22 protein-coding genes are annotated in these 22400 nt (G+C 33.1%); 3 read left to right on the forward strand and 19 right to left on the reverse strand.

What is annotated here, in order from left to right; genetic code table 11:
* The first annotated feature begins 72 nt into the window (after positions 1 to 72).
* The gene (locus PEPCATONIAE_RS01555) at positions 73 to 681 is read left to right on the forward strand and encodes a RecX family transcriptional regulator (RefSeq protein ID WP_138159199.1); all 609 of its coding nucleotides are present in this window, start codon (positions 73 to 75) and stop codon (positions 679 to 681) included.
* A complete protein-coding gene (locus PEPCATONIAE_RS01560) occupies positions 678 to 935 on the forward strand; it encodes a GIY-YIG nuclease family protein (protein WP_138159201.1) in 258 nt (85 codons plus the stop codon). The genes PEPCATONIAE_RS01555 and PEPCATONIAE_RS01560 overlap by 4 nt, the downstream gene beginning before the upstream one ends.
* Here the strand turns inward: PEPCATONIAE_RS01560 and PEPCATONIAE_RS01565 are convergent.
* From PEPCATONIAE_RS01565 to priA, 19 genes are all read right to left on the reverse strand, one after another.
* Positions 917 to 1225 carry a cytochrome C biosynthesis protein gene (locus PEPCATONIAE_RS01565; protein ID WP_138159203.1) on the reverse strand — a complete coding sequence of 103 codons (309 nt, stop codon included), beginning with the start codon at positions 1223 to 1225 and terminating at the stop codon, positions 917 to 919. The two genes, PEPCATONIAE_RS01560 and PEPCATONIAE_RS01565, sit on opposite strands and share 19 nt — an antisense overlap.
* 28 nt (positions 1226 to 1253) lie before the next feature.
* Positions 1254 to 1778 (reverse strand): hypothetical protein, encoded by a 525-nt coding sequence (locus PEPCATONIAE_RS01570; protein ID WP_138159205.1) that lies wholly within the window; start codon positions 1776 to 1778, stop codon positions 1254 to 1256.
* Positions 1771 to 3189 (reverse strand): sensor histidine kinase, encoded by a 1419-nt coding sequence (locus PEPCATONIAE_RS01575; protein ID WP_138159207.1) that lies wholly within the window; start codon positions 3187 to 3189, stop codon positions 1771 to 1773. The genes PEPCATONIAE_RS01570 and PEPCATONIAE_RS01575 overlap by 8 nt, the downstream gene beginning before the upstream one ends.
* A gap of 2 nt (positions 3190 to 3191) precedes the next feature.
* Complete coding sequence (locus PEPCATONIAE_RS01580) at positions 3192 to 3878, reverse strand: response regulator transcription factor (RefSeq protein ID WP_138159209.1); 687 nt, start codon at positions 3876 to 3878, stop codon at positions 3192 to 3194.
* Positions 3879 to 4002: 124 nt separating this feature from the next.
* On the reverse strand, positions 4003 to 5457 hold the full coding sequence (gene guaB, locus PEPCATONIAE_RS01585; protein WP_138159211.1) for an IMP dehydrogenase: 1455 nt from the start codon (positions 5455 to 5457) through the stop codon (positions 4003 to 4005).
* Positions 5458 to 5507: 50 nt separating this feature from the next.
* Complete coding sequence (locus PEPCATONIAE_RS01590) at positions 5508 to 6761, reverse strand: CdaR family protein (RefSeq protein ID WP_138159213.1); 1254 nt, start codon at positions 6759 to 6761, stop codon at positions 5508 to 5510.
* The gene (gene cdaA / locus PEPCATONIAE_RS01595) at positions 6715 to 7575 is read right to left on the reverse strand and encodes a diadenylate cyclase CdaA (protein WP_138159214.1); all 861 of its coding nucleotides are present in this window, start codon (positions 7573 to 7575) and stop codon (positions 6715 to 6717) included. The genes PEPCATONIAE_RS01590 and cdaA overlap by 47 nt, the downstream gene beginning before the upstream one ends.
* A gap of 4 nt (positions 7576 to 7579) precedes the next feature.
* Positions 7580 to 8125: a DUF5317 family protein gene (locus PEPCATONIAE_RS01600; RefSeq protein ID WP_138159216.1), complete on the reverse strand. Its 546-nt coding sequence runs from the start codon at positions 8123 to 8125 to the stop codon at positions 7580 to 7582.
* A gap of 72 nt (positions 8126 to 8197) precedes the next feature.
* Positions 8198 to 8827, reverse strand: a complete 630-nt coding sequence (locus PEPCATONIAE_RS01605; RefSeq protein ID WP_138159218.1) for a thiamine diphosphokinase — start codon at positions 8825 to 8827, stop codon at positions 8198 to 8200.
* The gene (gene rpe, locus PEPCATONIAE_RS01610) at positions 8821 to 9471 is read right to left on the reverse strand and encodes a ribulose-phosphate 3-epimerase (protein WP_138159220.1); all 651 of its coding nucleotides are present in this window, start codon (positions 9469 to 9471) and stop codon (positions 8821 to 8823) included. Before rpe ends, PEPCATONIAE_RS01605 begins: the two co-directional genes overlap by 7 nt.
* Positions 9471 to 10328 (reverse strand): ribosome small subunit-dependent GTPase A, encoded by an 858-nt coding sequence (rsgA, locus tag PEPCATONIAE_RS01615; protein ID WP_138159222.1) that lies wholly within the window; start codon positions 10326 to 10328, stop codon positions 9471 to 9473. Before rsgA ends, rpe begins: the two co-directional genes overlap by 1 nt.
* Positions 10329 to 10340: 12 nt before the next feature.
* Positions 10341 to 12335, reverse strand: coding sequence for a Stk1 family PASTA domain-containing Ser/Thr kinase (gene pknB, locus PEPCATONIAE_RS01620; protein ID WP_138159224.1), 1995 nt, complete (start codon positions 12333 to 12335; stop codon positions 10341 to 10343).
* 8 nt (positions 12336 to 12343) lie between these two features.
* Entirely contained in the window at positions 12344 to 13063 is a 720-nt protein-coding gene (locus PEPCATONIAE_RS01625) for a Stp1/IreP family PP2C-type Ser/Thr phosphatase (protein ID WP_138159226.1), read from the reverse strand.
* A 1-nt stretch (position 13064) separates the two neighbouring features.
* Positions 13065 to 14084 (reverse strand): dual-specificity RNA methyltransferase RlmN, encoded by a 1020-nt coding sequence (rlmN, locus tag PEPCATONIAE_RS01630; RefSeq protein WP_138159228.1) that lies wholly within the window; start codon positions 14082 to 14084, stop codon positions 13065 to 13067.
* Positions 14075 to 15397: a 16S rRNA (cytosine(967)-C(5))-methyltransferase RsmB gene (gene rsmB / locus PEPCATONIAE_RS01635; RefSeq protein ID WP_138159230.1), complete on the reverse strand. Its 1323-nt coding sequence runs from the start codon at positions 15395 to 15397 to the stop codon at positions 14075 to 14077. The genes rlmN and rsmB overlap by 10 nt, the downstream gene beginning before the upstream one ends.
* On the reverse strand, positions 15398 to 16084 hold the full coding sequence (locus PEPCATONIAE_RS01640; protein WP_138159232.1) for a zinc metallopeptidase: 687 nt from the start codon (positions 16082 to 16084) through the stop codon (positions 15398 to 15400).
* A 1-nt stretch (position 16085) separates the two neighbouring features.
* The gene (fmt, locus tag PEPCATONIAE_RS01645; protein ID WP_138159234.1) at positions 16086 to 17009 is read right to left on the reverse strand and encodes a methionyl-tRNA formyltransferase; all 924 of its coding nucleotides are present in this window, start codon (positions 17007 to 17009) and stop codon (positions 16086 to 16088) included.
* Entirely contained in the window at positions 17006 to 17485 is a 480-nt protein-coding gene (def, locus tag PEPCATONIAE_RS01650) for a peptide deformylase (protein WP_138159236.1), read from the reverse strand. Before def ends, fmt begins: the two co-directional genes overlap by 4 nt.
* A 12-nt stretch (positions 17486 to 17497) precedes the next feature.
* Positions 17498 to 19876 (reverse strand): primosomal protein N', encoded by a 2379-nt coding sequence (priA, locus tag PEPCATONIAE_RS01655; protein WP_138159238.1) that lies wholly within the window; start codon positions 19874 to 19876, stop codon positions 17498 to 17500.
* 191 nt (positions 19877 to 20067) lie between these two features.
* Here priA and PEPCATONIAE_RS01660 point away from each other — a divergent pair, with 191 nt between their 5' ends.
* The gene (locus PEPCATONIAE_RS01660; protein ID WP_138159240.1) at positions 20068 to 22386 is read left to right on the forward strand and encodes a bifunctional dihydroorotate dehydrogenase B NAD binding subunit/NADPH-dependent glutamate synthase; all 2319 of its coding nucleotides are present in this window, start codon (positions 20068 to 20070) and stop codon (positions 22384 to 22386) included.
* Positions 22387 to 22400 lie beyond the last annotated feature (14 nt).

Consider the following 22400-nt stretch of genomic DNA (forward strand, 5'->3'; position numbering starts at 1 on the left):
AATATCACAAAATACGATCAAATTAAATATAAATGATTTTAGCCTTATGTTAGAATATATTAAGGTGATTTAATGAAAATTAACAGGGTTTTTTACGATAAAAAAACAAAAGAATATTCAATTGAAATTGATGATGGAAATTTTATAAAGGTAATTGAGGATACTCTTGTTAAGTGTGATTTGCGTAAGAATAAGGAAATATCTGAAGAAGACCTTGAAAAAATTCTTTTCGAAGACAATAAATATAGATCTATAAATCTCTCCCTTAAATACCTAAGAAAACTTAGAAGCGAATTTGAAATGAGAAGCTATTTAAGAGACAAGGAAATTGATTCTGATACGATAGATATAACTATAGAATATCTTAAAGAATTTAATTATATTAATGATAAAAACTATGCTGAATCCTTTTCAAGAGATAAACTTTATATAAACAAATATGGTCCTGAAAAAATAAAAATTTACCTTTTGCAAAAAGGTATTTCTAAAAATCTAATAAGTGAAGCTCTTAATAAACTTGATGAGAATTTAATAAGGGAAAACTTAATTACTGAAGGCAAAAGAAAAGTCTTAAGCCTTGAAGATGATAAAAAGCTCTATGAAAAGACAATAAGATTTCTACTTAATAAGGGTTATTCCTATGATATGATAAAATCCAGCTTGGAAGAGGTAGGTCTATGAATTTTTATGTTTATATTATAGAGTGTAGCGATAAAACTTTATATACTGGTTATACAGTAGATATAGAAAAAAGACTGAAGATGCATAACGCAAAAAAAGCCTCAAAATACACCAGGGTAAGAACTCCCGTTACCCTAAAATACCTTGAGGTTTATTTAAACAAATCAGATGCCTTGAAAAGAGAAATCGCTATTAAAAAACTTACAAGATCTCAAAAACTTAAACTCATAGACTCCTATCCCAAATCATTCTGAACAATTCCCATAATAAGAGCAAATAATAAAGATATGATTCCACTGGCACAACTTATTATAAAAATTACCAAGGTTTCAATATTATCCGGGTTAAATAAATCGTCCACTACTGTGAAAAATGAAAACATACCTATACAAATAAGTATAAGGCCGGGAATGTACTTTGCAAATTTAAGCCTTCTTGCTGCAAAACCTACTATAAATGTAAAAAGAACTGAAGCCACAATTGCGTAAAGGGAAATTTTAATATACTCGTCATTTTTTAATACTGCTTCCATTATACTGGTCATAAACCACCTCTTAAGTCATTAAGACACTTTAATTCTTTATTCTTTCTAAAGCTTGATTATACTCTTCTTCTTCTACCTCATCGGATATTCTGTTGATTTGAATAAAAATATCTGAATCATCTATAAAAGCCCTGTCTTCATCAGTTTTTAATATTTCAAAAATTATATCATTATCCTTATAAATATCTACAATTGTAAGATATTTTGATGATATATTCAACTTCTTCTCATCCATCTCATATTTTCTTTGAAGATATTTCGAGCTTTCTAATTTTTTTGCCTTAAAGGTAGGATTATATAGAGACTTGTTTCCATAAATAAAACCTTTTTCTGTAATAAGCACATCCTTACCTATAAGCTCCTTATACTTAAAAGGATCTTCCTCATCCTCATTTTTAAAAATAATTTTAGTAACAGTCCATTTACCGTTAATGGGGGTCCTTGCCACTGAAGGTTCTTCAATTTTTGAAACATTTGCATCTATTAAAGCACAGGAGGAAAGAATGAAAATTAAAATTATTAAAAGTAAAGCTTTTCCAAATCTATTATTCATCTTCCTGCTCCTTGTCATTTGCTATTGGAATAGTAACTTTTACAGTTGTGCCTATTTTATACTCCGAAAAAATTTGTAAGCTTCCATCATGTAGTCTTGCTATTTCATCTGATATTGAAAGACCTATGCCACTGTGACTTTTAGAATGCTTACCCTTATAAAACTTTTCCTTAACATGAGCTAAATCTTCCTTTGCAATTCCCATTCCATTGTCTGAAATTAAAATTACAAAATCCTTATTATCGGTATAGGTTTTTAACTTTACCCAACCTTCATCTGAACTGAATTTTATAGCGTTGTCCAACAAATTTATAAGTAGCTGCCTTAATCTGTTTCTGTCTCCAATTACAATTACTTTCTTGTCTTCTATATCACTTATAAAATCAATATGTCCAGCACTTGCTCTTGGTTTCATTTGCTTAGCAACATCACCACAAATATCTGTAATATTAAAGGCTTCCTTCTCAAGCTGAATCCTTCCGGATATAAACCTGGAAAAATCAAGTAACTCTTCCACCATTTTAGCAAGTCTGTCCGACTCGCTTTCTATTATTCTAAGACCATCTTCAAAAATATCTTTATCTTGGGGATCTGTAGATTTAAGTACAACAGCCCAACCCTTTATAGATGTCAAAGGCGTCCTTAACTCATGGGAGATAGAAGAAATAAAATCATTTTTTATCTGCTCCTTATTAAGAATTTCTTCTGCCATCGTGTTAAGAGTTGCGGCCAATTGTCCCAGCTCATCCTTGGAGTTAAGAGAAGACCTTACCTTATATTCTCCATTTGCCATTCTTGCAGCTACCCCTGTAAGCTCTTTAATAGGTCTTACAATAGTCCCTGCAATAATAAGAGAAATAATAGTTGTAATAATTATAACTATAAGACCGAAAACTATAAGTAAAAGAATAGTATTGGAAATTGCCTTATCAACCTTTTCCAAAGAAGATATCATTCTTATATAGCCTAAAACTTCTCCTTGAGAATTTTTAAGAGGTCCTGTTATTGCCATAACCTTATCTTTAGTGTAACTGCTATTACCTATATAGGGCTGTGTCTTGTCTTCTCTTGCTGAAATTATGTCTTCAGTATTAATAGGATCTGAAGGCAAGGCTCCTATAGTATCTAAAAGTACAAATCCATTTCTTTCAATAACCTGAACTTCCAAATTCGATCTATGAACCCAATTAAGATCCATATCAGATAAAAGCATTTCATCTAAAGATTTATCTGAATAAAATCTTTTAAAGGAATCCTGAGTAACTACAAGTCTATTTTCTATTTCATTTTGTGTGCTTGAATAATAAAAATTTCTAAAACCTAAAATCAAAAATAAGTCAATAATAAAAACTGTAAAGAAAATAATTGTTAGGAAGCTCCTTACAAGCCTATTACCTAAACTTTTTCTCACAATTACACCCCGGTATACCATCTGTATCCTAAGCCCCAAACAGTTTCAATATATTTGGGCTTAGCAGGATTAGGTTCTATTTTTGCCCTTAACCTTCTCATATTTACATCTACAATTTTAGAGTCTACAATAAATTCCTCTCCCCAAACAAGAGAAAGAATCTCCTCTCTTTTTAAGGCCTTGCCCGGATTCTCCATAAAAAGTTTCATAATTTGATATTCTGTCGGAGTTAAAATCAGCTCCTTATCATTTTTATAAAATTTCCTGGCATAGGTGTCAAGTTTAAATGGATTTTGTACTATGGAATTTTTAGAGTCACTTTCTATTTCAAGTCTTCTTTCCAAAGACTTGATTCTAAGAGATAGTTCTGTGGGGTTAAAAGGCTTTGTCAAATAGTCATCAGTTCCATATTGCAAGCCCATAATTTTATCCAGGTCTTCAGATTTAGCACTAAGAATTATAATACCCAATTCAGGAAACTCGGATCTTAAAACCTTACAAACCTCAAAGCCATCTATTCCCGGAAGCATTATATCAAGTACCACTATTTCAGGCTTCTTCTCCCTCGCTATTTCAATTCCGTCCTCTCCTGTTGCTGCTTCATAGACTTCATAGTGCTCTCTTTCTAAATTTATCTTAACAAATTTTCTTATAGCATCTTCATCTTCAACTAAGAGTATTTTAGTCATTTAATCACCTTTCCATTGTACATATTATAATTAATAATCCCTTAAAAAACAACATTATCCGGCTTTTAAAGATCACTTAAAAAGAGTAAGGCAAACTGCACTTACTCTTTAAAGTTAAATATAATTAATATTTTCCTATATAGTTAGGTGACTCTCTGGTAATAGTAATATTATGAGGATGATTTTCCTGTAGGGTTGCAGGGCTGATTTTAATATACTTGGTCTTAGTTTTAAGCTCTTCTATATTCTTACATCCTGTATATCCCATACCTGATCTTAACCCACCAACAAGTTGATATATTACATCTGAAACCTTTCCTTTAATAGGTACACGTCCTTCAACGCCTTCAGGTACATACTTTTTAGTTTCATTTTGGAAGTATCTGTCACTTGAGCCGGAATTCATGGCTCCTAAAGATCCCATTCCTCTGTATGATTTAAATCTTCTTCCTTCAACATAAATTTCTTCTCCCGGAGACTCATCCGTTCCTGCGAGAAGTGATCCTATCATTATGCAGTCTGCTCCTGCTGCAAGGGCCTTAGTTATATCTCCGGAATATTTAATTCCTCCGTCTGCAATAATAGGAACTCCAAATTCCCTAGCAGCCTTTGCCGCTTCAAGTACAGCTGTAATTTGAGGAACACCAATACCTGTAACGACTCTTGTTGTACAAATTGATCCCGGTCCTATACCTATCTTTACGCAATCAGCACCGGCTTTAATAAGGTCTACGGTACCTTGATAGGTTGCAACATTACCGGCTATTAATTGTATATCAGGGAAATGATCCTTTATCTTTCTAATTGTATCAAGAACTCCCTTTGATTGACCATGAGCCGTATCTATTACTATTACATCGACTTTAGAATCAACAAGAGCTCTTACTCTTTCAAGAACGTCTGATGTAACCCCTACTGCTGCTCCTGCAAGAAGCCTGCCTCCTGAATCTCTGGCTGAATTAGGATATTCTATTTGCTTTTCAATGTCTTTTATAGTTATTAAGCCCTTAAGGTGATTTTCATCATCCACTAAAGGAAGCTTTTCAATTTTATATTTTTTTAGAATTTCCAAAGCTCCATCAAGAGATATATTTTCCTTACCGGTAATGAGATCTTCCTTAGTCATTACTTCTGATATAGGTCTTGAAAAGTCGCTTTCAAATCTTATATCTCTGTTAGTCAAAATCCCTTCAAGCTTGTGATCTTTATCAACTATGGGAACTCCACTAATTTTGTATCTACCCATTAAGGCATCAGCATCTGCAATGGTATGATCTTTGCCTAGAGAAAAAGGATCGGTAATAACACCGTGTTCAGATCTTTTTACCTTGTCCACCTCTATAGCTTGCTTCTCAATAGACATATTCTTGTGAATGATACCTATGCCGCCTTCTCTTGCCATTGCTATAGCCATGGCGGACTCAGTTACTGTATCCATCCCCGCACTCATTAAAGGAATATTAAGTTTTATTTTTTTAGTCAAGTTCGTAGTTAGATCCGTATTATTTGGCAAAATTTCCGAAACATCCGGAAGTAATAAAATATCGTCAAAAGTTAATCCTTCTCCAAAGTACTGCAAAAAAATCCCCTCCTAATTATTTCTCACCAATTTTCTTAAATGATAACATTTTAATCTAGCAATCCCTTTTCGTCAAGCTGTATTTCTATATAAGTCGGTTCCATTGAAAGTATTCTAAACCTATCAGGCACTTTTATATTAAGCTTTACATCATGCTTTCCCTTTTCAAGACCTGTAATATCCATACTGGCTCTTACATCAGATTTACTCATAAATTCATTTGATATAGGATCCTTAGGAGTAACTACAAGCTCTATTTCAGTATTCTCTGAAAATGTAAACTTATAATTTTCAGGAACATTTTTAACTTTAATATCACTTGTGTCTAAGGTTATTTTTTGTTTAAGTATTGTTATAGGTTGAGAGGATGCTACAAATTTTATATCTTTGTCTACAAGAGATACTCCATCAGGTAATATTACATCTACAGGTATTTGACCCTTTATCAATGAATTAACTGGTATAGGACTTGTGGATATTTCTTCTATTTTGTTAAGGACAGCTGAATTTCCTTTTATAGTTACAGAATTCGGCTCAACAGAAAAATCTTTTATATCCATCCCTTCAGGTATATCGCCAACTATATTAAGCTTTATAGGTAAAGTTTGAGTTTTTAAAATAGGCACGTCAAGATCTATACTCTCAGGAGTAAAGCTTAAATCTTCAATCTCGTTTCCATCTGCATCATATGCCTTAACCTTAGATGTTATAACAGTAGACTCCATTTTATTATTTACATCAAAAATAGCATTAATCTCTTTAATTTTATCTATGTAAGTTCTTGCTCCCTTAACCTGAACTTCTTCTGTCTGCTTCACATTTCCAAGAACATATCCTTTTACAAGAGTACCTGATGTAATTATATCCGCATCTAAATTTTTAGATATAACTTCATCTATTTTAAAGTCCAAAACTTCCGGGCTTTTGTCTTCCACTACCAGATTTGAACCGTTTACTTGAACTTTAACCGGAATCTTATAATCTCCCGAATAGTATCCGGACAGGTTTACAGAGGCTGATACCGAATCCCTGTTTACCTTTGATATATTAGACCTTTTACCAGTAATTCTAACATCTACACTCGCTGTCTGAGGAGATATTACCTCTAAATTATTGGCCTTTATTTCAGCAATATTTTCAAATCTTACTTCAACTCCCTTAATGGAAATACTAACCTCAGGATCAACTTCACTCCTTACATAAGACCACAGGAAAATTGAAAAGATAATGGAAATTACTAAAAGCATTTTATCTTTATTATTTTGGCTCTTCTTCTCCGTCTTTATTTTCTTTTCTCTTTTCATTTATGCCTAACCTCCATCTTCCTAGTATGTTTGTAGCATCATCAATATTAGGTGCATATATACCATTAAGTATTGATTCAAGTGTAGATAAATCTAAATATCTTGATATAACTCCATTTTCTGCTGTTGATATAGAGCCCGTTTCTTCAGAAACCATTATGCTTAAACAGTCTGATCTCTCAGATATTCCTATGCCGGCTCTATGTCTTGTACCGAGTTCTTTTGATATTGTTTGATTATCTGACAAAGGCAAAAAACAAGCTGCCGAAATTACTCTATCTCCCTTTATAATAACGGCTCCATCATGAAGAGGAGTGTTAGGTATAAAAATATTTATTAACAAACCGCTACTTACAAATCCATCAATGGTAGTACCTGTTTCAATAAACTCATTTAATCCTGTTTTTCTCCCTATAATTATAAGAGCTCCTATCTTTTGACGAGACAATGATGCAACTGCATCTATTATCTCTTTAACTGTAACCTGCTCATTAGAATTATAATAGGCACTGTTTCTAATGGAGCTGGACCTTCCAAGAAACTCCAGTCCCTTTCTCATTTCAGGTTGAAAAACTATAAATATTGCAACAACTCCCCATAGCATTATTTTATTTAAAACCCAATAGGTGGTATAAAACTTACCCAACTCACTTAATTTAGTTAAAACCAGTATAACTAAAATTCCTTTAGCAAGCTGTTCAGCCCTAGTTCCCATTAAAAGCTTTAAAACATTAAAGGTCACTATTGCAATAATACTTATATCAATAATGTCACTTATACTTATCAGATTTGTAATTCGACTTATAAAATCCATAATCTTACTCCTTCAAGTAGTATATGTATATTATTATTCCACAAGATATAATTATATCCCCTATACTTATAACTTTAGGCATAGGATAAGGTTTTTTTAAAGGAATAATATCAGAGAGAATCCAAGCTTTAGGTCTTTCAAAAATTCCATGACTAAGAGATTTGTTTGTTTCTATAATTTCAAGTTTTAAAGGATTGTTAATGCTAATCAAAGCACGTTTATCTACAGGCATCTTTCCATTTAAAAAAATCGGAATTAAATTCAACAAAAGGCCAAGTCCAACTATAAGTAGACCTAAATGCTTATAGTTTATTATAAGAGATAAGGCTATTATTAAAAGTGATAGCACATGTAAGTAGAAGTAATTTTTCACAAAAAAATATGTAAAATAACCTAAATCGTTTCTTGTGAAAATTATTAGAAATAAACTTAATAAAATACCAAAGGCTGCCAAAAACATACTAACTCTATTAAAATATACGCTATCTCTTAATTTATTTCCTCTTATTTTTACAATTAATAAACCTAAAAGTAAAGCTTCTATAATCATACTAACACCTGGTTCTATAATAGCATAAAAGTTTATATATTTTTTATTTTTATTACAAAAAAAGGACTTGTATCAGTCCTTAGATTTAATAATAAATCCGTCTCCGGAATGTATTTTTATATTTGCAAAACAATTAACTATTTCATTACTTACTCCTGTAGAGGAATTAAGACTAATCCTAAGGTGGTCTGTTTCATAATCAAGACCCTTTGAAGACATAATTATGTCCTCAGATAGGGGAACGATGCTTATATATTTATAATCTTCTTTCTCTATTAAGTAATCTCCCGGTTTAACATAAAAAACTTCATTATTGTTATCTATAATTTTTGCATCAACTTTCCCATACATTCCACGAAGCAGCATTAAATTGGCCAGTGAGTGATCCATTCTGCTACCTGTGGCAGAAAGCATAACAATTTCATCGACTCCCGACTCTAAAATAAGATTAAGGGCAACTTCAGTATCGGTATAGTCCTTTCTGCAATTAAGTTTTTTTACCTTCAACTTATTATCATAAATAAACTTTTTACAGTCTTCATCAATTGAATCAAGGTCTCCGACTACTAAATTAGGTATAAAATCCGTTCCTATAAAATTTTTAACCCCATAATCCGCACAAACTATATAAGCGCCATGAGCATACTTTTTTAAAATAGACTTATCTATTTGTTTTCCTCCAGATACCAACAAGCCTAGCATTTTTCTATCTCCTTAAACTTAATCATTTCTTTGTAAGGATCTCCTTTAGAAAAAATTGCCGAACCTGCAACTAAAATATCTGCTCCGGCTTGGTAAAGTTTTTTTGCATTTTGAAGATTTACTCCCCCATCAACTTCAATTAAACAATTTGATTTCTTTTCTTTTATAATATTTTTAGCTTCCATTATTTTTCTGAAAGTTGAATCTATAAATTTTTGCCCTCCAAATCCTGGATTAACAGACATTAGTAGTAAAATATCTATGTCTGATAAAACATAGTCTAATATATTTAAATTTTCATGGGGATTAAGCACGAGACCCGCTTTTATTCCATAAGACTTTATAAGGTTTAAGGTTCTGTTTAAATGTATAGTAGAGCTTGGATGTACTGAAATAATATTTGCCCCTGCATCCGCAAAATTTTTAATGTAATTTTCAGGATTGTTTATCATAAGATGGACATCAAAATCTATGTCAGTAAGAGCCCTAAGCTGTTTTACAATTCCCGGTCCAAAAGAAATATTGGGAACATAGTTCCCATCCATAATATCTACATGAATATAATCAACTTCAGCCTTATTCATAGCATCAAAATCTTTAGATATATTTGTAAAATCACAGGATAATATTGATGGTGATATCATTAATACTCCTCCTTATCCTTTAGTTCTTTATAGATACTTAGGTAGTTTTTATATCTTGAGTTTGAAATCTCTCCTTTAGAAACAAGCTCCTTCACTTTACAGTCAGGCTCATTTATGTGATTACAATCATTAAATCTACATTCCCGCGAAGGCAAGGTGAATTCTCTAAAACAGTCCTTAAGCTCATCTGATTTAATTTCTAAACTAATACTTGAAAATCCCGGTGTATCAAAAATATAAGTTTCATCATCACCACTAAAAATCTCAACATGCCTTGTAGTATGCTTCCCTCTTCCAGTTTTTTTTGAAACACCCCCGACAAGTATATCTTTTTTTAAAATATAAGAAGCTATTGTGGATTTACCTGCTGCAGATACGCCGCAAAGAGCGGTAGTTTTTCCTTTTAAATATTCCCTTAAAAGGTCTATGGTAAAGGTAAACTTATAAGAAATTAAAAAACTTTTAAATCCTGCCCTACTATAAATTTCAAAAAGCTTTTCAGCCTCTTTTTTATTCAAATCATACTTATTAATAGCAATTAAAATATCCACCTTATTTTCATAACTACATATAACCTTATCTATTAAATTTAAATTATAATCTGGGTCTTTTGTTGGGATTACTATTAAAACCTGATCAACATTGGCTACGTATGGCCTCATAAGTTCATTTTTTCTAGGATAAATCTTTTCTATGTAACCAAGAGAATTATTTTCTATTTTAAATTCTACATCATCCCCCGCTAAAGGTTTGATATTTTCATTTCTAAAGTTACCTCTTGCCCTGGTTTCATATATTTTAGGTCCGCTTTTAACATAATAAAAGCCACCTGTAAGCTTTACGATTTTACCCTTCATTTTATCTACCGCCTAATTAATTTTTTTGCTTTCCACCTTTTGAGAATCTATATATATTTCAAATACATCACCCTTGGATACATACTCCAAGGGCACATTAATATTACCTTCTGCCGAAGATTTATTCCAATCGTATATCTTGTGTTTATTTCCCTTAGCTGTATACCTCCATATGGTTACTTGATGGTTTTCTCCATCATTAGGCATATTTACACTAAGAGAGTCAGGAAGATTTTCATTTTCATTGCTTTCGGAAGATTCGTCGGGTTTTTCGTTTCTAGGCATTTCCTCCTCATCACTTTCCAAAGGTCCGGTACTTACATAAAGTGTAATTTCGCTACCTCTGGGAGCCTGGTCCTTAGGCTCGAAATTTACAACATCACCCTTTGAAACCTCATTTGATTTGACTTCCTCTACTTTAACTACAAAGCCTGTCTTTTCAAGACTCGCCTTAGCATCCTTGTAGTTAATTCCTCTCAAGTTAGGTATTACAATAGGTGCTTCTTCTCCCTTTGATACGTAAACAGTAATATTTTTATTATTTGCAACCTCAGTGCCTGCTGCAGGCTCTTGTCTTATAACCTGGTCCTCAGGATATTCCTTTGAGTATTCAAGCTCTATATTGCTTATGGTTATTCCTGCTTCTGCTGCAATCTTTTGTGACTCTTCCAAAGTTTTTCCTACTAGATCAGGTATTTCTACAACGTCTGCTATTACATTGACAACTACCTTTACTGAAGATCCTTCTTCAACTTGTGTTCCTTGAGCTGGATCTTGTTCAAGTATTTCCCTATTAGTCTTATCATAATTTTCCGTAAAATCAGCTTCCATTACAAGACCATATTTTTCAAGCTCCGACTTGGCTTCATCTTGAGTTTTACCTACTAAAGTCGGCACGCTAACAAGCTTAGTCGGTTCTTCTTTATCCTTATTTCCTATATTATTTAAAAGTTTAGGAACAACAAAGAAAAGCATCACAGCAAGTAGAATAGCTGTAACTATTCCAAGTAATACCGGAAGAGGTGATGATTTTTTCTTTTCGGGTCTATTTTTAATATACCTCGGTTCATCTTCTTTTTTCATATTTTTTCTGTCAAGCATTGGTGCAGTTCTAATTCCTGTAGTTGATATGGGACTATTATTTTGCATTTCACTTCTATAATTTATATTTGAAGTTCTTCCCATTTGTATGTTCTTTATATCTCTAATTAACAAATAAACATCTGCATATCTGTCAGACGGATCTTTCATTGTCATTTTACAAACAATTTGATCTGAGTATTGTGATACCTGTGGATTCTTAGATGAAGGTAGAGGCATATTGCTTTGAACCTGCATTAAGGCAACTGAAACAGGATTATCTGCATCAAAAGGAAGTTCTCCTGTAAGCATTTCATAGAGAACTATTCCAAGAGAATAAATATCCGATCTGTTATCTACCTTTGATCCTCTTGCCTGTTCCGGAGAAAAATAATGAACAGAGCCCATAATAGCATTTGTCGCTGTAACTGTAGAGTTATCAGCAACTCTGGCAATACCAAAATCAGTAACCTTTACCCTGTCATCTTTAGTTATCATTATATTCTGAGATTTAATATCTCTGTGGACTATACCTTTTGAGTGAGCAACTTTCAAGGCCTCAGCAATTTGAACAGTATAATTTAAAGCTGTTTTCTCACTTAGCTTACCCTCTTCTGTTATTTTTTCCTTAAGGGTTTTTCCATCTATATATTCCATTACTATATAATGAATTTTTTCATCGTTAATTTCTTCAGTTCCAACATCATAAATACTTACTATATTGGGATGAGAAATACTTGCAGCTGCCAGGGATTCTCTTTTAAACTTTCTGATGAAGTTGTTGTCGGTATTATATTCAGCCTTTAAAGTTTTTATCGCTACTATTCTGTCAAGTCTTCTGTCGTGGGATTTGTACACATCTCCCATTCCTCCGGTGCCTATCTTTTGTAGAATTTCATATCTATTAGCTAAAATTTTACTTATCATGGTTTCACCTACTCGTTATATATTAAAATCAATGTAATATTGTCTATACCACCATTCTCAAGTGCTTTATTTAAAAGTACCTTGGCGGATTTTTCCATATTAGCTTGATTGGTAACTTCAAAAATTTCTTTTTCTTCAACCATATTTGTGAGTCCATCTGAACAGACTAAGTATTTATGGTTTTTATCTATCTTTTCTTTTTCTACATGGACTTCAAGATTTTCTGATGTTCCTAAAGCCTTTGTAAGGACATTTTTCTTAGGGTGAGTCTTGGCTTCTTCCTCATTAATTTCCCCTATCTCAATTAAATAATTGACAAAAGAATCATCTCTTGTCAGTTTTTTTATTTCTTCAGAAGAAATCTCATATATTCTACTGTCCCCAATGTTTAAGTAATAAATATATTCATCAAATACATAAATAAGAGACAGGGTTGTACCCATACCCCTATATTCATTGTTTTCAACGGAAAGATTAAATATCTTTTCATTTGCTCTTTTTACAGATTTTATTAAAATTTCAATAAGGTCATCTTCTGTTGTTATAACTGAATTTTGCAAGTCTTCAGTAAGAGTTTCAACTGCAATTCTACTTGCTATTTCTCCAGCCTTGTGTCCTCCCATTCCATCCGCTAAAAGAAAAAACCTCTTTTCCTTGTCTACTCCGTAGGAATCTTCGTTGTTACCACGAACAAGACCTTTATCTGTTAGGGCTATAAAATTTAACATTTTAGCCTCCTTTGTAATTTCGTCTTAATTGACCGCAGGAAGCATTTATATCAGCTCCCAACTCTCTTCTAATTGTAACATTTAATCCCTTACTTTCAAGCTTTTTTCTAAAGGACACAATGCTCCTTCTATTAGGTCTTTGCCTCTTATACTCCTCAATAGGGTTTAGTGGAATCAAGTTTACATGAACTTTTAGCCCTTTTAAAATATTTACAAGCTCTTCGGCATTGTTTTGCCCGTCATTTTCCCCTTCGATTAAGGTATATTCAACTGTAAGTCTTGTCCCCGTCATTTCAGAATAATATCTACAAGCTTCTATTGCATCTTTGATTTTATATTTTTTATTTATTGGCATAATTAAATCCCTTTTTTCGTCATATGTACTATGAAGGGATAAAGCCAGAGTAATTGGAAGCTTTTCATGGGCAAATTTATATATTTTATCGACAAGTCCACAAGTTGATATTGTTATGTTCCTATAGCTTAGATTTTTACCCTCCTCACTATGAATAAGTTTTAAAAATCTAAGAAGGTTATCATAGTTATCTAAAGGCTCCCCGCTCCCCATTAAAATAATATTTGATATATTTATCTTATATTTATTTTCTACACTGTAAACTTGTCCAAGAATTTCATAAGGAGTCAGGTTTCTAACAAGACCGGCCTTTGTAGAGGCGCAAAAAACGCAGCCCATTCTACAGCCTACTTGTGTTGATAGGCAAAGGGAGTAACCATATTTATATTTCATAAGGCTTCCTTCTATAATATTTTTGTCATCCAATATGTATAGAAGTTTCTTTGTTTCATCAATTTTAGAATTGTATTCCTCCAAAATATCAACTGTTTTTATGTCTTCAGCTTTTAATTTTTCCTTTAAATCTTTAGGCAAATTGGAATTTTCTATATCATTTCTATTTTGTTTATGAAAAAAATTATAAATCTGCTTTGACCTATAAGGCTCATATCCATATTTTTCAACAAGTTTTTCCAATTCATCTATATATAAAGCATTTATTTCCATATTTTCCTCTTTAACCTACACATTGTAAAACCATCTGTATTGTCTATATTTGGATAAAATCTTTTAAATTCTTCTCCACATGTTCTTTCTATTTCAAAATCTTTATTTTCATTAAGAACTTCTCTTACCACTTCTTCATTCTCTTCTTTAGTTAAGGTACAAGTGGAGTAAGTAAGATTTCCATGGCTGTTTAGATACTTTAAGGCATTTGTTAATATCTTTTTTTGAATAATTTTTAGACTTTCTACATCACTCATATCGGTATTATATCTGATTTCAACCTTTCTTCTGTAAAGTCCAAGACCTGAGCAAGGTGCATCTACCAAAACGAAATCAAAATTGCCTATAAATTCTTTTTTTAGTCTACTTGCATCGTTAATTTTTATATCAATGTTTCTTATACCAAGTCTCTTTTTATTTTCTTCAATTAAATTCACTTTCTTTTTGGATATATCGCAGGAAATTATTTTAGAATCTGGATAAAGCATAGAAAAATTAAAAGACTTTCCTCCAGGCGATGCACATAAGTCCAAAATTTTAGAGCCTCCACCTATATCAGAAAGTTCCGCAACTAGTACAGAAGCTAGATCCTGAACATAAAAATAACCCCTTTTAAATAAATCTGTATCAAAAATTCCTTCCGGATTTAGGACTTCAAGAACCTTTTCTGAAAGTTTTGTAGGCCTTAGCTTGTAGCCCTTATTTTCTGCAGATTTTATAAATTCATTCAAATCTACTTTTAAATTATTAACCCTTATGAAAAACGGAGCCTTTTTATTGTTTGAAATTAAAAGATCTTCAACAAAATTCTTGTCATGATCTTTAAGTAAATAATCCACAAAAAATTTAGGATGAGAATATTTTTTTGATAAGTAGTCGCTATAATCCCTTGATTTTATAATGTCTAAATTATAGTCAGATGAAATTATCTCTTGACTGTTTCTTAAAATATTTCTTAAAATTCCATTGGTAAATCCAACAGATCCTCTATTTCCAAACTCTTTTGCCAAATCAACAGACTCATTAATGGCTGAATAAGCAGGTATCTTGTCCATAAAAAACATTTGATAGATACAAAGTTCAAGTATTATAAGTATAGCAGGATGGATCTTTTTAATTCTTATTTTAGAGTAGTTTCTTATAAGGTTATCTATAAGAAGTTTATTTTCCAAAACTCCCCTTACCAAGTTTACAATGAAATTATAATCTCTTTTGTTTATGTTCTTTAGTCTGATTAACTCTTCATTTAAAAAAGCATCCTTATTTAAGATGTTATTCAAAATTAAGAATGCTTCTTTTCTAGTCTTATCCATTTAATCTCTCCGTCTTGATAAACTTAAAAGTCTTAAAAGTTGTCCTATTGATGTAAGTGTTGCTGCAACATAGGTAAGAGCTGCTGCTTTTAAAACTTCCCTTGCTCCTTTAATCTTATCATCGGGAAGTATCCCTGAGGAAAGCTGTTGAAGAGCCCTCCTACTTGCATCAAATTCCACAGGTAAGGTAACCACTTGAAAAAGTACCGCAATGGCAAACATGGCTATACCTACTTGTAAAATAGTTTTTGATATAAATAAACCTAAAAGAATAAAGGTCATTGCCATATTTGATCCTATGCCAGCTGCAGGGACAAGCATAGTTCTAAGTTTAACAGGTTTATAATTTTGCATATGTTGAATAGCATGTCCAACCTCATGTGCAGCTATGCCTATTGATGCAATTGATGTCCCTTCATAAACTTCTTTTGATAAACTGAGAACCTTATTTGTAGGATTGTAGTTATCCGTAAGTTGTCCGCCTATCATTTTTATACTTACATCAGATAAATTATTTTTATCCATAATTATCTTTGCTGCCTGTGCTCCGCTAATTCCTGTACCTGAATCTATTTTACTGTACTTTGAATAAGCTGAGCTGATTTTTGCCTGTGCATACATTGCTAGAATAAGCCCCGGTAAAACATATATCCAACCTGATCCGTAATAAGCTCCATATCCGTACATATTAACCTCCTAATATAGTTCCCTTATCTAAACTGTTGCCAGCTAAATAAGACTTTATATCCATTTCCTTTTTTCCGGGAAATTGTAACTTCTTTACATAAATACTACCATCAAGTGTAGCAATTCTAAGTTTCTTTGTAGAATCTATTATCTCGCCTGGACTCCCTAAAGTTTTTTCATAGTCGGTTTCTAAATCCTTGATTTTAAATCTCTCGCCCTTATAGCTAGTGGAAATAGAGTATCTTTCTGGCATGGCCCTTAAAATTCTCTCAATATCTTTTGCTGTATCCTTATTAAAGTCTATATACCCGTCCTCCTTAGATATTTTTTCGGCGTAGGTTGCCTTACTGTCATCTTGCTTTGAAAATTCAAGTTTATTTTCCTTAAACCTTTCCACAAAATCCACTATCATATCAGCTCCAAGATTACTCAATTCTTGCGAGAGCTCATCTGCTGATTTATCTTCTATGGTAACCTCTTTAACCATGGCAACATCTCCTGTGTCAAGACCCTCTGCCATTTTCATAATACTTATTCCGCTTTTATCATAGCCTTCTAAAATTGCCCTATTAATAGGTGCAGCCCCTCTAAGCTTAGGCAAAAGAGAAGCATGTATATTAATAGAATATTTAGGTACTTCTAATGCCTTTTTACTTAAAATTTTGCCAAAAGCGACTACTATAAATAAATCAGGATCAAAGGATTTTAAATATCTAAGAGACTCTTCTGAATTAATGTCCTCCGGTTGATAAACCTCTATTCCAAGTTCAATGGCTCTAGCCTTTACAGGAGAGGGCTTAAGCTTTTTGCCTCTTCCTCTTCTTTTGTCAAGACCGGTTACAACAAGGCTCAGCCCGTAAGCCTCATTAAGTCTTTCCATAGGTCTAATTCCAAAATCCGGATTGGACATATAAACTATATTCACTCTTCACTTACCTCTTTATCTTTTATAGTGTACATTTCTATTGCTCTATCTGAATACAAAACTCCGTCAAGATGATCTATTTCATGTTGAAGTATCCTTGCGAAAAAGTCACTAGCCTCCATGGTCTTTTCTTCAAAGTTTTCATCTATATAGGAAAGTTCTATATGGGTTGCTCGCTCAACCGTTCCTTGCCTTTCAGGTATAGATAGGCAGGCTTCGTAGGCAACCTCCGAACCGTCTTTTTCGGTAATTTCAGGATTAATCAATGCCATCCTTATATCCTCTCTATTGTCTACAACTATTACTCTTTTAAGTATACCTACTTGAGGAGCTGCAAGGCCTACCCCTTCCGCCTTATCCATTGTTTCATACATATCTTCTATTAAAATTTTCAATCTGTCGTCAAATTTTGTTACTTGCCTTGACTTTTTTCTTAAAATCGGATCTTTGTCCGTTCTTATAGTTCTAAGTGCCATTATAATCACCTTCTAAATAAATTCTATATCAACATAAACATTGTCTTTTTGTAATTTAGCTTTTCTATTGATTGATACCCACTTTATCAAGTTTGTTAACCTTTCAAGTTTATCCTGGTGAACCTTAAGTGTAATTTTACTTTTGTATTCATTTTTTATTCTGGGCATCCTTATAATTCTCGTATGCTCAAAATACAAGTCATTTGCATTTTTACCTAGAGAAGTTAAAAAATCGTAAGCATTTTCTTCAATTTTATCTTCTTTATTTGAACTGAAGTATATGTTTATCATCTTTGTAAATGGAGGGTACAAAAATTCCTTTCGCAAGCTTATTTCTTTTTTATAAAAAGATTCATAATCAAAATCCTTAGCATATTCCACTGCATAATTATCAGGGTTATAGGTTTGAATAACTACATCTCCGCCCCTGTAACTTCTACCCGCTCGTCCCGAAACTTGAGTAAGAAGCTGAAAGGTTGTTTCATTAGCTCTATACTCTGATATAAAAAGAGAAAGATCCGCCGCTATTATTCCTACTAAAGTTACATTTTCAAAGTCAAGACCTTTAGAAAGCATTTGTGTACCTATAAGTATATCTATCTTTCCTTCTTTCATGTCCTTATAAACTCTATCGTAGGAGTCTTTTTCTCCCATAGTGTCCCTATCCATTCTAAAGATTTTTGCATTTTCAAAAAGTTTTTTTACTTCTTCTTCCACCTTCTGAGTTCCTATACCAAACTGTCTTATATATTTGCTACCGCAGCTGGGACATTTATCAACAGGCTTCTTAGTGCTGCCGCAATAGTGACATCTCAGAATATTATTCTTTCTATGGTAAGTCATAGATATGTCACAGTTTTCGCATTTTATTACGTATCCACAGGACCTGCAGGATACAAAGTTTGAAAATCCTCTTCTGTTTAAAAATAATATTACCTGCTCGCCCTTTTTTAATCTATCCTCTATTTTATCTCTAAGAGAGGCGCTGAATATAGATGTGTTGCCCTTAATAAGCTCATAACGCATATCAACTACTTCTGTCTTAGGCATAGTAGCCTTAGGCATTGCTCTTTTTTTTAACTTATATAACTTGTAATCTCCCTCTAAAGCCTTATAATAGCTTTCAACATCCGGAGTTGCCGATCCCAATACAAGCTTTCCTGATAAAATCTCCATTCTCTTTTCAGCAACCTCCAGGGTGTTATACCTTAAAGCATTATGAAATCTATAAGAACCATCATGCTCCTCATCTATTATTATCATTTTAAGATTCTTAAAGGGGGCAAAAACTGCAGATCTAGCTCCCACAACTACATCAACCTTGGAATTTTTTATCTGTTGCCAAGAGTCGTATCTCTCGCCGAGAGAAAGCCTTGAGTGCATTACTGATACTCTATCATTAAATCTGCCCTTAAATCTTTCTATCATTTGTGGAGTAAGACTTATCTCCGGTAAAAGGACTATAACCTGACCCCCGGATGCAACTACATCCTCTGCCAGTTTTAAATAAACTTCAGTTTTACCTGACCCGGTAAGTCCGTAAATTAAAGATGTCCCGGAATTATCTTCCTTAATTCCCTTAAAAGCCTTAAGTTGGTCTAAATTAAGTCTATGGATTACACTTTCATAGGACCCCTGATAAAAGGATCTTAAAATTTCCTTCTTATAGATTTCTAAAAGTCCCTTTACCTCAAGAGTTTTAACAGGTGAGTCTGAAATATTAAGATTTCTTAGAAGCTCTACCATAGATGATTCTTCAGCTTGCAGATATTTAATTACTTGTTCCTGTTTATTTGTAAGCTTTATGCTTTTTTCGGCTATTAAATTAAGATAATCTTCGTTAAGCCTTACAAAATTTTGGTATTTTTTCCCTACAATACTTTCTACTTCAAAGTCAAGCTTTGCTATTCCCCCGCTAATTAAGTCCTTTATTTTTTCTCTTGCTTCTGTATCGTTATCCAAGCCTTCAAGGGAGTAATCTCTCTTTTTTAATTCCTCTATAATAATAGAGTCATCCTTGCTTAGCTCCTCAGGCTTAATCAATTCGATTTTTCTCTTTATCTTTTTAATATCTCCCGGAGGCATAATAGGTGCAAAGCTTTTTGAAATACCGGTTAAATATTTTTCAGACATCCAAAAACCCAGTTCAATTAAATCACTTGTAATAATAGGTTCATAATCCACCAAATCTATTATAGATTTTACCTTATAATCCCCGTCAGGCTTTAAATCGACGCTTACTACAGTAGCAATTTCCTTTTTGTTCCCTCTGCCAAAGGGTACCACTACTCTCATTCCAGGTTCAATTTTTAAACTATCTTCACACTTATAGGTATAAAGACTATCAATTTGAGATATGCTGTTTTGAATAAAAACTTTTAAATACTTCATTTGCCACCTAAATCATAATTTACTTTATGAATACAATTTTAGTTTAAAGAAAGTCTAAAATCAATTAGCATATTTAGTTAAAAAATTTAAGTCAAAATAATGTCAAAAATAATTATATAAAAACTTTTAACTGTGATTAATTTATCAGGTTTATGTTATAATCGTAGTAACAAAATAAGGGAGTGATAAATTTGTTTGAGATTTTAAAAAAAACCTATATCGCGCCTGATACTATTCAAATGAGTATTATGGCACCTCGTGTTGCAGCCTCCGCTCAACCCGGACAATTTGTTATCATTATTGCAGATGAGTATTCTGAAAGAATTCCTTTAACTATATGCGATTATGATACTAAAAAAGGTACAGTAGATATAGTAATTAAAGTTGCAGGTTCATCTACACAAAAAATCTGTAACCTTAATGAAGGCGAATACTTTAGAGACTTTGTAGGTCCTCTTGGAAATCCAAGTGACCTTGTCCACGAAGATCCTGAAGCTCTTAAGAAGAAGAAGGTTCTTTTTGTAGGTGGCGGTGCCGGTATAGCTCCTATATACTGTCAAGTTAAATGGTGCCACGAAAACGGCCTTGATGCAGACGTGCTTATAGCCGCAAAAACTGAAGAATTTTTAATCTTAACAGAAGAGCTTAAGGCTACTTGCGGTAATTTATACATTGCAACTGATGATGGTTCTGTAGGATTTAAGGGACTTGTTACTGAAAAATTAGCTAAACTTATAGAAGAAGAGCATAAGGAATATGACCTTATAGTTGCTATAGGACCTATGATAATGATGAAGTTTGTGTGCGAGCTTACTAAAGAATATAAAATCCCAACTACAGTATCTCTTAACCCTATAATGGTTGACGGTACCGGTATGTGCGGTGCTTGTCGTTGTAACGTAGGCGGAAAAACAAAGTTTGCTTGTGTAGACGGTCCCGAATTTGATGGTCACCTGGTAGATTTTGATAATGCCATAGTTAGACAAAGACAATATAAGGATGCTAGAAATAAAAAATTCTCTTTAGATAATAAGCCGGATATTACCAAGGAAATAAAAGAAGAAAAGAAAAACATTAAGCTTGAAGAAGAATTAAGCCAAGCTGAAGCTCAAGATTCTTCTAAAAAATCCGACAGATTTATAAAAATTCCTGTAAAAAATCAAGACCCGGATGTGCGTATTAACAACTTTAATGAAGTTTGCCTAGGCTATACAAAAGGAGAAGCAGTTAAAGAAGCTAAAAGATGCCTTAACTGTAAAAAACCTCTTTGCGTAGGCGGCTGCCCTGTTGCTATAGACATACCCGGATTTATTAAAGAAATTGCAAATGAAAACTTTGAACAAGCTTTTAAGGTTTTATCAAACTATACAGCTCTACCTGCAGTTTGCGGAAGAGTATGCCCTCAAGAAACCCAATGTGAAGAAAGATGTATTTTAGGTAAAAGAGGCGATGCCGTATCTATAGGTAAGCTTGAAAGATTTGTTGCAGATTACGCTAGAGAAAATGAACTTCAAAAAATCAATAAGCCTGCTCAAAACTCTCACAAGGTTGCTGTTGTAGGGGCCGGTCCTGCAGGACTTACTTGTGCGGGAGAACTTGCTAAGTCAGGCTATGATGTTAATATATTTGAAGTACTTCATGTTCCCGGAGGAGTTTTAGTTTACGGTATTCCTGAATTCAGACTTCCTGATGAAATTGTTGCTCACGAAGTTAAAGGTCTTTTAGATTTAGGAGTAAAAATTAATACAGACGTTTTAGTTGGAAGAACCGTTACAGTGGATCAACTCCTTCAAGAGGGTTATGAAGCTGTATTTATAGGATCAGGCGCAGGACTTCCAAAGTTTATGAACATACCTGGAGAAGACTTAAACGGAGTTTCCTCAGCAAATGAATTTTTAACTAGAGTAAACCTTATGAGATCAGTTGTTGAAGGCTATGAAACCCCTGTTAAAATTGGTGATAAGGTAGCTGTCGTAGGTGGCGGGAACGTAGCAATGGACGCTGCAAGAGTTGCAAGAAGACTTGGTAGTGAGGTTACTATTTTATACAGAAGAACCGATGCCGAGCTTCCTGCAAGAAGAGAAGAAATCGAACATGCTAAAGAAGAAGGAATAAGATTTGAAATGCTTACAGCTCCTGTTGAAATTATAGGAGATGAATCAGGCAATGTTAAATCTGTTAAATGTATAAGAAATGAACTTGGAGAGCCTGACGATTCCGGCAGAAGAAGACCTGTTAAAATTGAAGGATCAGAGTTTGAAGAGGAGTTCCAAACAGTAATTATGGCTTTAGGTACATCACCTAATCCGCTTATATCTCGTACTACAAAGGGATTGGATATAACAAACTGGGGCGGAATTATTATAGATGACAGAGGTCAAACTTCAAGAGAAGAAATTTATGCAGGTGGAGATGCCGTAACAGGATCAGCTACAGTTATCCTTGCCATGGGTGCAGGAAAAACAGCAGCAGAAAAAATCCATGAATATATAAGTAATAAAAATAATTAATAAAAAAGAGAGCT

Origin of the sequence: Peptoniphilus catoniae, from assembly GCF_901447155.2 — a bacterium.
Classification (GTDB): domain Bacteria; phylum Bacillota; class Clostridia; order Tissierellales; family Peptoniphilaceae; genus Peptoniphilus_E; species Peptoniphilus_E catoniae.